Genomic DNA, 15211 nt, shown 5'->3' on the forward strand with positions numbered 1-15211 from the left:
CTCAGCCAAAATGAATCGATAGGGTATAAAAACCTGATTTTTCGGTGATACGCCAATGCAATAAACCGATATCTCATGTGCAAGAAATGCATATGACCTGCTATCCGGCATCGGGGCTGATTTATGCTTTTTTTTGCTGAGAAATCATGGAAATGTTATTTACGGTGCCACGGTCGCGTTCGCTAGTTTCTCGCCATTGAAACCGCCTGCAATGAGTGGAGAAAAACATGCAACAACAACGAGATCGCCATCGTTACCGTGGCTGGGTCGGCCTGTTTAAAGGCGCAGGGCTAGTGCTGCTGACGGTCGCGACGCTGGGGAGTTCAGCACGAGCGCAGGAGGCCAAACCGGCGGAAATCCGCATCGGGCTGCCGGATCAGAGCGCGGGCAGCAAGCCGTTTATCGGCGGGCCGCTGGGGCTGGCCTATATTCGCCACAGCCTGGAACAGGCGTTTGAGCCACAGGGCATCAAGGTGCATTGGTCGTTTTTTAAAGGCGCGGGACCGGCGGTGAACGAGGCGCTGGCCAACCAGCAACTGGATGTGGCGTACCTCGGCGATCTGGCGGCGATCATCGGCCGTTCCGGCGGGCTGCCGACCCGGGTGTTGCTGGGGTCGCGCGGTTCCAGTTCGTATCTGGCGGCGACGCCGGAGTCCGGTATTGCGCGGATTGAGGACCTGCGCGGCAAACGGGTGGCGGTCTACAAAGGCACCGCCGACCAACTGTCGTTTGAGCGGGCGCTGAAAAGCGCCGGGCTGAACGAGCGGGATATCCGGGTCATCAACCTTGACTGGACCGCCGGTAAAGCGGCGCTGGCGGCCCGGCGCATCGATGCGGTGTGGGGCGGCGTGTCGCTGCTGGCGCTGCGCCCGCAGGGGATTCGCATCATTACCTCCAGCCGCGACCTGGGCTGGGCCAATACCACCCAGGCGGTGGTGCTGGCGACGCAGGATTTTATCCAGCGCTACCCGCAGGTCACTCAACAACTGGTAGCGGTGCTGGTACAGGAAGCGCACTGGGTCAGCGACCCGGCGCATCTGGCGGACTATATCCAACTGATGGCGGACCAGAGCCAGATTCCGGCCGCGCTGTTTGAAGAGCAGTTCCGGCCGGATTCGCTCAACCTGCAAAGTTCGCCGCGTCTGGACCCGTTCCTGCGCAGCAACCTGCAGGACAGCGTGCAACGCGCCCACGCCGCCGGATTAATTCGTTCCGCGTTTTCGGTGGAGGAATGGTTGGATAGTCACGTTGTCGATCAGGCGTTGACCGACCTGAAACTGGAGCGTCAGTGGCCGAATTATGACGCCAGCGGCAAGCCCCAGTAACACATTAGTCGTAACACATTAGTCGTAACGCATTAGCCGTAACGTATTAGCAGTAACGCATTATCCGGCGCAGGGCGGGCGCAGCCGGTCCTGTTCCAGAATGGCGTCGATCATCAGCTGTGCCAGCGGCGACAGCGGTTTTTGCAGGCTGGAGATAATCCCGAACCGGGTCTGCATCTGCGCCCATTCCGCCGGCTGCTCGGTGAGGGCGATCTCCACCAACTGGTGGCTGTCGCGGCCGAGCGCAAACCCATCCTCGCTGGAAAAACTGATCGCCTGGGTATGGCGCAGTACGCTGAACACCGAATAGATGTGGTCGCACTGAATCTGCGGACGGTAATCCGGCTGACCGGTCAGCGCCGCCAGCACTTTGCGCATGCCGACCGGCAAATAGGGCGACGCGAGCGGGAAGCGCAGCAGGTCGTCGGGGGTGACCTGCGCCTGCAGCGCCAGCGGGTGATCGCGGTGGCAAATGAAGAAACAGCGGCGTGGGTTGAGCGGCTGCACCCGTAACTGCGGGTCAAGCTCGGCTTGCCAGGTGTCGGCCACGAAAAACGGCCACTCTTCGGCCTGCAACCGCTGGTGCAGCGCATGCCAGTTGTCGACGCAGTAGGTGACGCGCGCCCGCGGCCGCAGCGAGTGAAAGGCGGACACCGCCCGCGGGATCAGCGCCGCCGCCGGTGCCGGGCCGCAACCGAACGCCAGCTCGCCGGCGTCATCCTCGCCGAGTTGCCGCATGTCCTGAATCAACTCCCACGATAGCGCCTGCATGCGCTGGGCGAAAGGCAGCAGCTTTTTGCCCTGCCAGGTGAGGGCAAACTGCTTGCTGTGCCGATCCACCAGCGGGTGGCCGAGGGTTTGCTCCAGCGTTTGAATACTGCGGCTGAACGCGGATTGCGACAGGCAAACCGCTTCAGCCGCCTGCACGAAACTGCGGTGTTCCGCCAGCGCCAGAAAATTGCGCAGTTGCCGTAAATCCAGGTGCATGATGTCCTCGCTCGGGGGAATATTCCGGGCAGCTTGGGCCGGTGGACTCGGGTAACGCAATGAACAAAAATGCATAACTTATAACGTGTTACCGGTTGGTCATGCCGGACAGCGTCCGGCATTTTCTCCAGTGGCCAGGTAAGGAGGGACATAGCCTGGGCTATCCCGCGCGTACTGCGAGCGACCAAGATAGGCGACTCAGCCACGTCAGGCTGATAAGGCGCTAGCGTAAATTCTTCATTACGCCCTACCTCGATACCATCGACATAGACGATGCAGACATTGCCAGACGAGGTCATCACAACATGTCAGCCCATCATCAGTAAATCGCATCACGCTATGCCCGCCTTGTTTTCAGGGGATGCTATTCCCCGGCAGCCCTGTTGAGCGCGGCGTTTTAGGGCTGTGCCAGCGCGCAGTTTACATCCAGAATTTCTTCCGCCGAGCCGCGGTTGAACAGGCCGATAAAATCACGTCGCACCGCCAGCAGAATCAGCTCGCCCTGTGCGTTGGCGGTCAACGCCAGACCGTAGTTTTCCATCCGATCTTCGCGCGTTTGCACATACTGATTGAGCAGTTTGAACGGATCGGTTCGCGTCAAATCGCTGCCGTTCAGCTTGATTGCCAGATAATCGTGGCCCAGCAGCGGCTGGCCGAGCGACACCCAGTCGTAACCGATATTGGCGTTTCGGGCGCGCAGCGTCTGGTAGACCTCGGGTTTCAGGCAGGAAATATGGATATGCAACTGCCCCTGCGTGCGGCCATACAGCGAGTTGATCGCCAGCCCGAGCTTATCGTCGCCGATCGGTTTGCCCATTTGGCGCGACAAGCGGTCGCGGTAGGCCCAGGCGGCGGCGAAATAGGCGGGAGCGCCGGGTTGCAACAACAATGGGCTTTCAATGCCGCTGATGCGGTCGGTCGGGATTAGCAGGTCGTGGTACGGGCCGCGGCGGTCTTTGAACAGGGCGTAATGACCTTGCAGATTGACCTCCAGACAGGGGGCGGGCGAGTTATTTTTCTGCTGGTTGGGAACGCACTGCTGACCGACAAACTCCCACAGTGCGTTACCGTTGCCGCGACGGGCGAAAGGCTGCCAAAAATAGAGCAGCAGGGCGACCAGCAACAGCGTCACGATCAAACCGATAAGGTATTTCTTGCGTATCATGGCTGGGTTCCGTAGAGGGGGTTGCCGCATGGTTATCGATTGCGACCCAATTGTCGCAAGGTTATTTGTTGCAAGGTGATTCGTTGCAAGGTGATTCGTCGTATGACGGCACGCCGCATGGGTGTGACTACGCGCAGCATAGTGCCGCGCGCAGATGGCGACATGATGACAGTCGGCGCAGGCCGGTTAGCCGGCCGACGCGCTTTCGCCGATCAACCTGCGGATAATCCGCACGACCTCTTCCACCAGCAGGCTGCGTGCGTGCTGGGGCGGAAATATCGCCAGATAGGCGACGTCAATCTTCGGTTCAAAGGGTTTGATCAGCAGCCTGGCTTCGCTGGTGCGTGCGGTAATGGCATCGACAATCCCTACCCCTAATCCAGCGCCCGCCATGACGCAGCAATGGCGCAGCGAGGTTTCGATCGGGCTTTGCAGCACCACGTCTTGCGCGGTGATCGCCTGCGCCAGCTGTTCCCGCAGCACGGTTTTGCGCCCCGGAAGGATAGAACGGTAGTGGTTCAGGTCGTCAAGGGTGATGCCGGCGCGGTCCGCCAGTGGGTGGGTCGGCGCGACAACCGCGACAGCCTGGGCGACGCCCAGCAGGTCGGCCTGCAATCCCTTGATCGCCGGCGTACTGTTGATAAAACCGATGTCGTATTGGTTGCTGAGCACCATCTCGGTGATCGCCAGCGTGCTTTCCACATCCATAGATAGCGCCACATCGGGGTATTTTTTCAGCAGCGAGGGGAAAATGCGCTCGGTGCAGAGGTTGGCGAGCGCGGACACCGCGCCGATGCGCAGCACGCTGCCTTTGGCGTGCCGGATGTCGTCCGCCACCCGCAGAATGTGATCCAGCCCCAGATACAGCCGTTCGATTTCCCGAAAAAGCTTAAGTGCTTCTTCACGGGGTTCCAGCCCCCGGCCATCCCGATCAAACAGTTTTAGTTTAACCGCGTACTCAAAATCCTTGATCAGCCGGCTGACCGCCGGTTGGGTGATATTCATGATATTGGCGGCCTGTGTGATGCCGCCGGTCAGAATCACCTTATGGAATGCTTCAACCTGTCTTAAGTTGATACGGCTCATAGATGTTACCAACCATAATGTTTATTTATGAATTCGGTACAAAATACGATTTTTAATTATTTTAACCAACACGTAGACTCCATCACGAAGGTTACAGTTTGTCATAGATTTGAACAAAGCGTGATGAACCCGAATGCGGGATGGATCCGAATTTAAAGGAGTAACCATGAAAGGAATGTTGTTTGTTGCCGGCCTGATGACGTTAATGCCCATCGCGCAGGCAGCAGATTTGACGATTGGACTGGCGTCATCCACCACATCGATGGATCCGCAGTTCTATGTCGGCGGCGCTAATAGCGCCATGGCCCGCAATCTGTTCGACGGGCTGGTTAACCAAAACGAAAAACAACAAATTACCCCAGCTTTGGCGGTGTCGTGGAAAGCGGTTAACGACACCACCTGGCAATTTACATTGCGACCGAACGTTAAGTTTCATGACGGCACCGATTTTAGCGCCCGGGATGTGGTGGCCAGTGTGAAACGCGTCGCGTTGGCGGCAAAAAACAGCCCCAGCGCTTACACGCCCTACGTGGCGGACATCAGCGAGATTCGTGAAATCGACCCGCTGACGGTGGAAATCAAGACCAAAGGACCGGCGGCACTGCTGCTCAACAACCTGAGCCGCATCGCGATACTGCCGGCGCGGCTGGCCGACCAGCCGACTGACGTGCTGAACGGCGGTAAAGACGTAATTGGCACCGGCCCGTTCAAATTTGTCTCCTATACCCCGGATGACAAGGTGGTGCTGAGTCGTAACGACCACTACTGGGGCGGTAAAGCCGAATGGGACACGGTGACGTTGCGCGTCATCAAGAACAGCAGCGCCCGCATTGCCGCCTTGCTTTCCGGCGATGTGGACATGATCGAAAGCGTGCCGACGGCGGACCGCGCCACTATCGCTCGCCAGCAGGCCTTCGCCACGGAGTCGGTGCCGGGTAACCGCATCCTGTATCTGCATCCGGATCAGGACCGCGACGTGTCGCCGTTCGCTAAAGGTGATGACGGCAAGAATCCGCTGAAAAAAGCGGAGGTGCGTCAGGCGATGTCGCTGGCGATCAACCGCGACGCGCTGGTGCAACGGATTCTCGACGGTCAGGGGCTGCCTTCGTCGCAGTTGGTGCCACAGGGGTATCCGGGATATTCCGCCAACATACCGGCGCCGGTTTACGACCTGGCGCAGGCGAAACAGAAACTGGCGGCGGCGGGCTACCCGAACGGGTTTACCCTGACGTTCCACGCCTCGAACGATCGCTATCCCAACGACGCCAAAATCGCACAGGCGCTGGGGCAGATGTTCAGTCAGGCGGGCATCAAGACCGAGGTGGTCACCATGCCCGGCAACGTCTACTTCGCCAAGGCGGCGCAGCGTGAATTCAGCCTGGTGATGGGCGGCGCGGCGATTGAAACCGGCGAGGCATCCGGTGTGCTGGGGCCGTTGCTGGAAACCTTTGGCCCGAATGCCGGCCAGGGAAACCGGGGGCGGTATTCCAATGCCGAATTTGACAAGCTGCTGAATCAGGCTCGCGCCACGCTGGATGAACGGCAACGCGATGCGCTGCTGCAGCAGGCGACCGAATTGGCGATGAAGGAGCAAGGGGTTATCCCGCTGCTGTTTCTCTCCAATACCTGGGCAATGAAAAAAGGCTATAGCTACGTGGGCCGCACAGACGGCTACACATTGCCCTATTTCGTTCACAAACAGTAAACGGTGAGTTTCTCACCTGGCGCTGGTGGTGAATGAAAAATGTACACCCCAAATAATTCGAAGTGCAGGACAACACGCTTGCGTGTTGAACAACACACCTGCAACTCGAAGTATGACGGGGGTAGTGCGATTTTTACGTTAACACCAGGGTTCTCCCATCAGGCCGTGTCCCGTCGTATTCCGCGGCGGGACACCCCGCCTGCAACCTTCAGGGTCACTCCATGAGCGAATTCTCCGGCGTATTCCCCTATCTGGTTTCACCTGTAAAAGCGAATGGCGATGTGGACAAAGTCGTCCTCACCGAAGTGGTCGAGCACCTTATCGCCAGCGGCGTACAGGGGTTGACGCCGCTTGGCAGCACCGGTGAATTCGCTTATCTGACTGAAAAACAGCGTTTTGATGTCGTCAGCACCGTGGTTGAAGCGGCGCGCGGTCGGGTGCCGGTGATCGCCGGCGTGGCCGCCACCACTATTCAGGATGCGCAGACGCAGACGCGCGCCTACCTCGGTTTGGGCGTCGACGGAATTCTGGCGATTCTGGAAGCCTATTTTCCGCTGACCGACGCCGGGGTGGAGAGCTACTTTCGGGCGATTGCCGAAGCCGCGCACCCCACGCCCGTGGTGCTGTACACCAACCCCCATTTTCAGCGTTCCGACCTTAGCCTGCCGGTGATCGAGCGGTTAAGCCACGTGGAAAACATCCGCTACATCAAGGATGCTTCCACCAATACCGGTCGGCTGTTGTCGATTATTGAGCGCACCGGCGGACGCATGCAGGTCTTCGCCGCCTCGGCCCATATTCCCGCCTGCGTGATGCTGATTGGCGGCGTCGGCTGGATGGCCGGCCCGGCCTGTATCGTGCCGCGTCAGAGTCTGGCGCTGTATGACGCCGCCAAACGCGGCGACTGGCAACTGGCGATGGAACTGCAACGTCCGTTGTGGCGGGTGAACGAAATTTTTGCCAAATACTCGGTGGCCGCCTGCATCAAAGCCGCGCTGGAGATGCAGGGATTCGCGGTCGGCAACCCGATCGCCCCGCAACAGCCGCTGAATCATCATGCCCGGGAAGAAATCGCCAGCGTGCTGAAAGGGGTGGGCGCGTTGTGAAGTCTATTCCCGTTATCATTGATTGCGATCCCGGTATTGACGACGCGCTGGCATTGCTGAGCGCGTTCGTCGCCCCACAGCTGGCGATTCAGGGCATTACCGTGGTGAACGGTAATCAGCCGTTGCCCACCACGTTGCGCAATGCGTTGCAGGTCGTCGAACTGGGCCAACGTACCGATATTCCCGTCTTCGCCGGTTGCTGGCAACCGATGCTGCGCGAGCCGATCCACGGTCAGTTTCATGGCAAGAATGGGCTGGGCGACAGCGATTTTCCCGCGCCGCGTAAAGCGGCGGAGATGCAGCACGCGGTCAATTTTCTAATCGCACGCTGCCGGGAAGCGGCGCAGAGCGGCGAGCGCATCACGCTGTGTTCGCTGGGGCCGCTGACCAATCTGGCCAGTGCGTTTTGCATCGCACCCGATATTGTGGCCGGCATTGAGCGAATTGTGTCGATGGGCGGCGCCTGCCGGGAGTTGGGCAACCGCACCATGACGTCGGAATTCAACCTGCTGGCCGACCCGCACGCGGCGCACATCGTCTTCTCGCAGGATGTGCCGATGACGTTGTTGCCGCTGGACGCTACCCATCAGGTGATTCTGACGCCGGAGCGGGTGAGCGAATTGATAGCCCATGCCGGGCGGTTGCGCGGCCCGCTGAGTCAACTGATGGCGTTCTGGGATCGCAACGACGTCAAACGTTACGGTTCCCGTGGCGGACCGTTGCATGATCCGCTGGTGATCGCCTGGGTGCTGCGCCCCGATCTGTTCCAGACGGAGCGTGCGCGGGTGCTGGTGGAGCATCAGAGCGAACTGTGTATGGGGCAGAGTGTGATGGATATCTACGGTAAATCCGGCCTGCCGGCGAATGTCGACGTGGTCACCGGCGTTAACGTAGACGAGGTGATTCAGTTGTTCTGTCAGCTGTTTTCAGCCTATGGAACCGCGAAATGACACGTCAGCGAATCATTATTGACACCGATCCCGGCGTAGACGACGCCATCGCGCTGTGGCTGGCGCTGGCCTCGCCGGAACTGGAGGTGTTGGGCATTACAGTGGTAGCCGGCAACGTGGCGCTGGAAAATACGCTGGCGAACGCCCGGCGAATTGTGGCGCTGTCCGGCCGTGATGACGTGCCGGTGTTCGCCGGAGCGAAAAAACCGCTCATCGGCCCGCAGCGCTATGGCAAGTACGCCCATATCGGCGCGTTCAGCGATGAGCTGGTGCCGACGACCGAGAGCCGGGTCGCGCAGGAGCACGCGGTGGATTTTATCGTCCGCACCGCGCGTCGGGCGGCCGAAGAGCAGAACCCGATAACCTTTTGCGCCATCGGGCCGATGACTAATCTGGCGCTGGCGTTGATTCAGCACCCGGATGTCGCGCGCGGCATCCGTCAGGTGGTGAGCATGAGCTGTGCTTTTACCGCGCTCGGCCACCGGACGCCGTGGGCCGAATTTAATATTTATGCCGATCCGCACGCCGCCAGCCGGGTCTTCGGCAGTGGCATTCCGCTGGTGATCATGCCGCTGGACATGACGTTTCAGGCGCTGATTACCCAACAGGAAATCGACGTGTTGCAGCGCGACGCGGGGCGGCCCGGTCAGGCCATCGCCCGTCTGCTGGATGCGTTTGACCGCGGCGACATGGCGCGTTTCGGGCGCGAAGGCGGCCCGGTGCACGACGCCACCACCATCGCCTGGCTATTGCAGCCGTCGCTGTTTGCCGGACGGGAGGCGCGGGTCGGGGTGACCGTCGCCGGTGAAACCGCCGGGCATACCTGGGCGGATTTTTATGGCAAGCTGTCGCAGGTGCCCAATGCGCTGGTGATGCTGTCGGTGGATGAACCCGGCTTTCTGTCGTTGCTGGTCCAGGTGCTTAGTCGCTATGGTCGGGCGAATGTCCCGGAGCGCCACGCTTAGAACCTATCTCAATAGGCGTCATTGGCGCAGTCAGTTTGGACACGGACAGCGCGGAGACAACATGCAGCGCATGTTGAACGGCATAACCCTTTGCTAATCAACAAGGACACGTCATGGCCCGCTTTTTATTCAGTCGTTTTCTGCAAACCCTGATAACGCTGGCGGTCATGTCGGTGCTGGTTTTCGCCGGCGTTTATCTGGTCGGCAACCCGGTGGACTTGCTGTTGGGCAGCAACGCCACCCCGGCCGAGCGCGAGGCGGTGATCCGCGCGTTCGGGCTGGATAAAACCCTGTGGCAACAGTACCTGCTGTTTCTTACCCACGCGCTGCAGGGCGATTTGGGCAACTCCTTCATTTTTAACCAACCGGCGCTACACCTGATTTTGCAACGTATGCCCGCCACGCTGGAACTGGCGCTGGTGGCGTTTCTGTTGTCGCTGTTGATCGGCATTCCGCTGGGCGTGTTCGCCGGTCTGCGGCCGGACAGTCTGGCGGCGAAGTCGGTGATGACGGTATCGATTCTGGGCTTTAGCCTGCCGACCTTCTGGATCGGCATGATGATGATCATGCTGTTCAGCGTGAAGCTGGGGTGGCTGCCGTCGTCGGGACGCGGCGATACCGTGACGGTGGCGGGCGTGCCGCTGAGTCTGCTGACGGCGGACGGCTGGCAGCACCTGTTGCTGCCGGCGCTCAATCTGGCGCTGTTCAAGATTTCGCTGATTATCCGCCTGACCCGTGCCGGCGTGCGGGAGTGCCTGCAACAGGACTACGTGCGTTTTGCCCGCGCCAAAGGGTTGTCGGAGCGCCGTATTCTGTTCGTGCACGTGCTGAAAAACACGCTGATCCCGCTGATTACGGTGATTGGCCTGGAACTGGGGGCGCTGATCGCCTTTGCGGTGGTGACCGAAACCATTTACGCCTGGCCGGGGATGGGCAAACTGATTATCGACTCCATCGCGGTGCTGGATCGCCCGGTGATTCTGGCCTACCTGATGATGACGGTGGTGATGTTCAGCCTGATCAATCTGCTGGTGGATGTGCTATACGCGGTGGTGGATCCGCGCATTCGGTTGGGAGAAGGGCAATGAGCCTGTCGGGACGCTCGGTGCATACCCCGTCCGCCGCACCGGCGGCGCGTTCGGCGTGGGCGCGTACGCTGTCGATGTTGTTGCATGACCGGCTGGCGCGGCTGGGGCTGTTTACGCTGGCGTTGATTGTCGGGCTGGCGCTGCTGGCACCCTGGATTGCGCCGCAGAATCCGTATGACCTGACCCAACTGATGATCATGGATAACCGCCTGCCGCCGGGGTCAGCCGGCATGGGCGGGCTGACTTACTGGCTTGGCAGCGACGATCAGGGCCGTGATTTGCTGAGCGCCATTCTCTACGGCACCCGCACCAGTCTGCTCGTCGGGGTCAGCAGCGCGCTGGCGGCGCTGGTCATCGGCATGACCGTCGGCATGTTGAGCGCCTGGCTGGGCGGCAGAACCGACGCGCTGCTGATGCGCATCGTCGATATCCAGCTCAGCTTTCCGCCGATTCTTATCGCCCTGATTCTGCTGGCGGTGCTGGGGCAGGGGGTGGACAAAATTATTCTGGCGCTGGTGATCACCCAGTGGGCGTATTACGCCCGTACCATTCGCGCCTCCGCCCTGCTGGAGAGCCGCCGCAACTATGTGGATGCGGCGCGCGGCATGGCGTTTTCCGCTCCGCGCATCCTGTTTCGCCATATGCTGCCCAACTGCCTGCCGCCGTTGATCGTGGTCGCCACCATGCGTATCGCTTACGCCATCATGCTGGAAGCGACGCTGTCGTTTCTCGGCATCGGCCTGCCGATAACCGAACCGTCGCTGGGGTTGCTGATCGCCAACGGCTTTGACTATCTGCTGTCCGGCGATTACTGGATCAGCCTGTTCCCCGGCGTGATGCTGCTGTTGCTGATTGTGGCGATCAACCTGATCGGCGACGCCCTGCGTGATGCGCTGAATACCAGACAAGAGGAGTGAGGCGTGAATCAGCCGGTGCTGCGTGTTGAACAACTGAACACCGCTTTTCGGGTCAACGGTGAGTGGCTGAAGGTGGTGCAGGATCTGTCGTTTGAGATTGGCGAACGGGAAACCGTGGCGCTGGTGGGGGAGTCCGGCTCCGGCAAAAGCGTCACCGCGCTGTCCATCATGCGCCTGTTGGGCGGGCCGCAGGTGCAGACCCGCGGGCGGGTGCTGTTCGACGGCCGCGACCTGCTGGCGCTGCCCGCCCGTGAGATGCAGCACATCCGCGGCAACCGCATCGGCATGGTGTTTCAGGAGCCGATGACCAGCCTCAATCCGGTACTGAAGATCGGCACCCAGATTACCGAAGTGTTGCGTCGTCACCGCGGGATGGATCACGCCGGCGCCCGGGCGGAAGCGGCGCGGTTGCTGGAAAGGGTGCGCATTCCCGCCGCCCGCTCCCGGCTGGACGAGTATCCGCTCAGCTTTTCCGGCGGCATGCGTCAGCGGGTGGTGATCGCCATCGCGCTGGCCTGTAATCCCCGGTTGTTGATTGTCGATGAGCCTACCACGGCGCTGGATGTGACTATTCAGGCGCAAATTCTGGCGCTGATTAAAACGCTTCAGGACGAGGAAGGCATGTCGATTTTGTTCATCACCCACGATATGGGGGTGGTGGCGGAAGTGGCCGACCGCACCATGGTGATGTACCACGGCGCCGGGGTAGAAATGGCGGACACCCGTCAGCTGTTTCGCGCGCCGCAACATCCGTACAGCAAAACGCTGTTTTCCGCGGTGCCGCGGCTGGGCGAAATGGCCGATACCCGTCTGCCGCGGCGGTTCGCGCTATTCGGGCAGTCAGCGGCGGCGAGCGAACCGCTGGCGGACACGGTGACGCCGGGAGAACCGGTGTTGGCGGTGCGCGACCTGATCAAGCGTTTTGACGTGAAAAGCGGCTGGCTGCGGCGGGTGACCGGCCGGGTGCATGCGGTGGAAAACGTCTCTTTTAGTCTGCAACCGGGGGAAACTTTATCGCTGGTGGGGGAGTCCGGCTGCGGCAAGTCCACCACCGGGCGCGCCATTCTGCGGTTGCTGGAGCCGAACGGCGGCACGGTGTCGCTGTGCGGCGAGAACATGCTGACGGCCGGCTCGTCGGCGTTGGCCGGCTTGCGGAGGCGGGCGCAGATGATTTTTCAGGACCCGTACGATAGCCTCAACCCACGGCTGACCGTGGGCAGCGCGATTGCCGAACCGATGATCAGCCACGGTCTGGCGTCAGCACGACAGGCGCCGCAAAAAGTGGCGGAACTGCTGGAGAAAGTCGGATTGCAGGCCGACATGGCCGCGCGCTATCCGCACCAGTTTTCCGGCGGGCAGCGTCAGCGCTTATGCATCGCGCGGGCGCTGGCGCTCAACCCGCAGGTGATTATCGCCGACGAAGCGGTGTCCGCGCTGGACATGACCGTCAAGGCGCAAATCGTCAACCTGCTGCTCGACTTGCAACAGCAACTGGGGCTGGCCTATCTGTTCATTTCTCACGACATGGCGGTAGTCGAGCGCATCAGTCATCGGGTGGCGGTGATGTATCAGGGCGAAATTGTGGAAATCGGCCCGCGTCAGGCGGTATTCAACGATCCGCAGCACCCGTATACCCGCCGCCTGCTGGCCGCCGTGCCGGTGCCCGACCCGGAAAAGCGCGTGCGCCGGTCGACGCAGGCCGATGAACTGCACAGCCCGCTGCGCCCGGCGGACTATCAGCCGCCGACGCGCCGTTATCAGCAGGTCGGCGACGGCCACCTGGTGCTATTATCCTGAGCGATGTGAGCGATGGCGCGGCGTATGGCGCCTGCCTATCCGCTGGGATGAAGAGTAGTAGTAATAGTAGTAATAATAGTAGTAGTGCAGCCGGCATAAAGAGGCCTGTCATCATGAATCGCAGACGTTTTCTGACCGCCATGACCCTTTCCGCCGTCGCCCTGAAAACCGGGGGCGCGTTCAGTGTGCCGTTGCCGACGTCGCGTCCCCGCATCCCACTGTGGGATGGATTGCCACCGGGCGGCGGCGGACCGTCCGGCGCGCAGCGGTTGAGCGCCAGAGGCGCGCTCAGCCAGGTCGACGTCCCTTATCTTGAGGTGTTTTCGCCGGACAAACCCAATGGTCAGGCCATACTGGTGGCGGCCGGCGGCGGCTATCAGCGCATCGAAATGGGTAAAGAAGCCTGGCCGGCGGCGGCCTGGCTGGCGGCGCAGGGGTATACCGCCTATGTGCTGGCCTACCGCCTGCCCGGCGAGGGCTGGCATGACGGCAACCGGGTGGCGTTGCAGGATGCCCAGCGTGCGTTGCGCCTGATTCGCCGTCGCGAGCAACGGGTCGGCGTGCTGGGGTTTTCGGCGGGCGGGCATCTGTTGGGCATGGCGGCGCTCAGGCACGATGCTGCCTATACGCCGCAGGATGCGCTGGATACCCTGCCGATTCAGGTTGACCACGCCGCGTTGATCTATCCGGTGATTACGCTGGAAAACCCCTACCAGCATACCGCCACCCACCGGGTATTGGTGGGGCAGGATGCCACGCCGGCGGCGGAAGCCGAGTGGTCGGTACAATCGTACGTGTCGCGGCGTTCGCCGCCGTTTTTTCTGGTGCAGGCGGAGGATGACACAGTGTCTGACCCGCACAACACCCTGATCATGGCGCAGGCCTGCCGGCGGGCGCAGGTGCCGGTGGCGATGCTGCGCTACCCGGTCGGCGGGCACGGTTTCGGGCTGGGTGAGCCGGGTACGCCGGTCGCGGCCTGGCCGCAGACATACCTGAACTGGCTGCGCCGTCAGAACCCTGCCGTCGTGGCTGAAAAGGAGCATGTAACATGAGAATGACGATGCTGATGAGTGCAGTGCGATGGGGACTGGGCGCACTCGCCGCTGGCGTGATGACATCGGCGCAGGCCGGCGAATCGCGCTGTCTGGCGGCAACCGCACCGTCAAAATCCGCCCTGCTATCGGCCGCTTCCCGCCCGCCGTCGCCGCAACCGCAGGCGCTGCCGGTCATGCACATCGAAGGTACGTTGCCCCATCAGGGTATTTATGACATTTCCTACGCGGCCCGGCGCGACTTTGGTTACATGCGCGATCTGGCGCTGGCGTGGCGCATGGCTGGAGACGCGGCCTCGCTGTCACGGCTGGCGGTCTATCTGGACGACTGGATCAAGACTTACCGTTTGAGTTTCAACCCTATTGATGAAACCAGCTTTGACGGGTTGATTGATGCCTATCGGATGACCCGAAACGACCTGCCGGAGGCCACGCGGGAGCGTACCCGCCGTTTTCTGAACGACCTGACCACCGGGTATCTGCAACGGATGCAGGCGCATCAACAGGATAAGCGCGGCACCTGGAACAATAACTGGCAGAGTCACCGTGTCAAGCTGGTGACGATGGGCGCGGCCGCGCTGGACGATCCCCGCCTGATGGCGGCGGCGCAAGAGGCTTTTGTACGCCAGTTGAACGCCAATGTCCGTGCCGATGGCGAAGTGCTGGATTTCAGCCAGCGCGATGCGCTGCATTATGTGGTGTATGACCTGGAGCCGCTGGTGCGCGCGGTGCTGGCCGCCCGCGCGCAGGGGCATGACTGGCTTGATCTGAAAAGTCGTGACGGACAAAGCCTGCGTACCGCGCTGGCGTGGCTTAAGCCTTATGCCGACGGTGTGAAGACCCACGAAGAGTTTGCCCGTACCACGGTGCGTTTTGATATCGAGCGTCGGCAGGCCGGGGTGGAGGGATTCGACGGATTATGGCCGCCCAAAACGGCGTCCGCCCTGTACTGGTCGGCCAGCCTGCTGGATGCCGGCTATCTGGAAACCGCCCGTAAGCTGAATGCCACGCCGCCCAGATGGCTGTGGGCGGCGTGCTGGTGAAGTGCCGGCGCTTCTGCGTGTTATC

Annotated in this window: 13 protein-coding genes; 10 read left to right on the forward strand and 3 right to left on the reverse strand. The window is 61.1% G+C overall.

What is annotated here, in order from left to right:
* Nucleotides 1-227: 227 nt before the first annotated feature.
* Nucleotides 228-1325, forward strand: a complete 1098-nt coding sequence (locus tag DDA898_RS07970; protein ID WP_038910835.1) for an ABC transporter substrate-binding protein — start codon at nt 228-230, stop codon at nt 1323-1325.
* Between the two features lie 60 nt (nt 1326-1385).
* Here DDA898_RS07970 and DDA898_RS07975 read toward each other — a convergent pair whose 3' ends face one another.
* The 3 genes from DDA898_RS07975 to DDA898_RS07985 form a co-directional block, all read right to left on the reverse strand.
* Nucleotides 1386-2312 (reverse strand): LysR family transcriptional regulator, encoded by a 927-nt coding sequence (locus DDA898_RS07975; RefSeq protein ID WP_038910836.1) that lies wholly within the window; start codon nt 2310-2312, stop codon nt 1386-1388.
* Nucleotides 2313-2709: 397 nt separating this feature from the next.
* Nucleotides 2710-3477, reverse strand: coding sequence for a CDP-diacylglycerol diphosphatase (locus DDA898_RS07980; protein ID WP_038910837.1), 768 nt, complete (start codon nt 3475-3477; stop codon nt 2710-2712).
* 186 nt (nt 3478-3663) lie between these two features.
* Nucleotides 3664-4563, reverse strand: a complete 900-nt coding sequence (locus DDA898_RS07985; RefSeq protein ID WP_013317357.1) for a LysR substrate-binding domain-containing protein — start codon at nt 4561-4563, stop codon at nt 3664-3666.
* A 166-nt stretch (nt 4564-4729) separates the two neighbouring features.
* Between DDA898_RS07985 and DDA898_RS07990 the strand changes: the two genes are divergently transcribed.
* The 9 genes from DDA898_RS07990 (at nt 4730) to DDA898_RS08030 (ending at nt 15186) form a co-directional block, all read left to right on the forward strand.
* Nucleotides 4730-6268 (forward strand): ABC transporter substrate-binding protein, encoded by a 1539-nt coding sequence (locus tag DDA898_RS07990; RefSeq protein ID WP_038900867.1) that lies wholly within the window; start codon nt 4730-4732, stop codon nt 6266-6268.
* 221 nt (nt 6269-6489) lie between these two features.
* Nucleotides 6490-7374, forward strand: coding sequence for a dihydrodipicolinate synthase family protein (locus tag DDA898_RS07995; RefSeq protein ID WP_038910839.1), 885 nt, complete (start codon nt 6490-6492; stop codon nt 7372-7374).
* Nucleotides 7371-8324 (forward strand): nucleoside hydrolase, encoded by a 954-nt coding sequence (locus tag DDA898_RS08000; RefSeq protein WP_013317360.1) that lies wholly within the window; start codon nt 7371-7373, stop codon nt 8322-8324. The genes DDA898_RS07995 and DDA898_RS08000 overlap by 4 nt, the downstream gene beginning before the upstream one ends.
* Nucleotides 8321-9289: a nucleoside hydrolase gene (locus DDA898_RS08005; protein WP_038910840.1), complete on the forward strand. Its 969-nt coding sequence runs from the start codon at nt 8321-8323 to the stop codon at nt 9287-9289. Before DDA898_RS08000 ends, DDA898_RS08005 begins: the two co-directional genes overlap by 4 nt.
* A 113-nt stretch (nt 9290-9402) precedes the next feature.
* Entirely contained in the window at nt 9403-10377 is a 975-nt protein-coding gene (locus tag DDA898_RS08010) for an ABC transporter permease (RefSeq protein ID WP_038900871.1), read from the forward strand.
* Nucleotides 10374-11294 carry an ABC transporter permease gene (locus DDA898_RS08015; RefSeq protein ID WP_038910841.1) on the forward strand — a complete coding sequence of 307 codons (921 nt, stop codon included), beginning with the start codon at nt 10374-10376 and terminating at the stop codon, nt 11292-11294. The genes DDA898_RS08010 and DDA898_RS08015 overlap by 4 nt, the downstream gene beginning before the upstream one ends.
* Nucleotides 11295-11297: 3 nt before the next feature.
* A complete protein-coding gene (locus tag DDA898_RS08020) occupies nt 11298-13091 on the forward strand; it encodes an ABC transporter ATP-binding protein (RefSeq protein WP_038910842.1) in 1794 nt (597 codons plus the stop codon).
* A gap of 113 nt (nt 13092-13204) precedes the next feature.
* Nucleotides 13205-14143, forward strand: coding sequence for an alpha/beta hydrolase (locus tag DDA898_RS08025; protein ID WP_038910843.1), 939 nt, complete (start codon nt 13205-13207; stop codon nt 14141-14143).
* A complete protein-coding gene (locus DDA898_RS08030; RefSeq protein WP_038910844.1) occupies nt 14140-15186 on the forward strand; it encodes an alginate lyase family protein in 1047 nt (348 codons plus the stop codon). Before DDA898_RS08025 ends, DDA898_RS08030 begins: the two co-directional genes overlap by 4 nt.
* Nucleotides 15187-15211 lie beyond the last annotated feature (25 nt).

The organism is Dickeya dadantii NCPPB 898, from assembly GCF_000406145.1.
GTDB lineage: Bacteria > Pseudomonadota > Gammaproteobacteria > Enterobacterales > Enterobacteriaceae > Dickeya > Dickeya dadantii.

Coding starts and splice junctions, on each gene's coding strand:
- DDA898_RS07970 (WP_038910835.1), top strand. CDS start 228: ATGCAACAACAACGAGATCGCCATCGTTACCGTGGCTGGGTCGGCCTG.
- DDA898_RS07975 (WP_038910836.1), bottom strand. CDS start 2,312: ATGCACCTGGATTTACGGCAACTGCGCAATTTTCTGGCGCTGGCGGAA.
- DDA898_RS07980 (WP_038910837.1), bottom strand. CDS start 3,477: ATGATACGCAAGAAATACCTTATCGGTTTGATCGTGACGCTGTTGCTG.
- DDA898_RS07985 (WP_013317357.1), bottom strand. CDS start 4,563: ATGAGCCGTATCAACTTAAGACAGGTTGAAGCATTCCATAAGGTGATT.
- DDA898_RS07990 (WP_038900867.1), top strand. CDS start 4,730: ATGAAAGGAATGTTGTTTGTTGCCGGCCTGATGACGTTAATGCCCATC.
- DDA898_RS07995 (WP_038910839.1), top strand. CDS start 6,490: ATGAGCGAATTCTCCGGCGTATTCCCCTATCTGGTTTCACCTGTAAAA.
- DDA898_RS08005 (WP_038910840.1), top strand. CDS start 8,321: ATGACACGTCAGCGAATCATTATTGACACCGATCCCGGCGTAGACGAC.
- DDA898_RS08010 (WP_038900871.1), top strand. CDS start 9,403: ATGGCCCGCTTTTTATTCAGTCGTTTTCTGCAAACCCTGATAACGCTG.
- DDA898_RS08015 (WP_038910841.1), top strand. CDS start 10,374: ATGAGCCTGTCGGGACGCTCGGTGCATACCCCGTCCGCCGCACCGGCG.
- DDA898_RS08025 (WP_038910843.1), top strand. CDS start 13,205: ATGAATCGCAGACGTTTTCTGACCGCCATGACCCTTTCCGCCGTCGCC.
- DDA898_RS08030 (WP_038910844.1), top strand. CDS start 14,140: ATGAGAATGACGATGCTGATGAGTGCAGTGCGATGGGGACTGGGCGCA.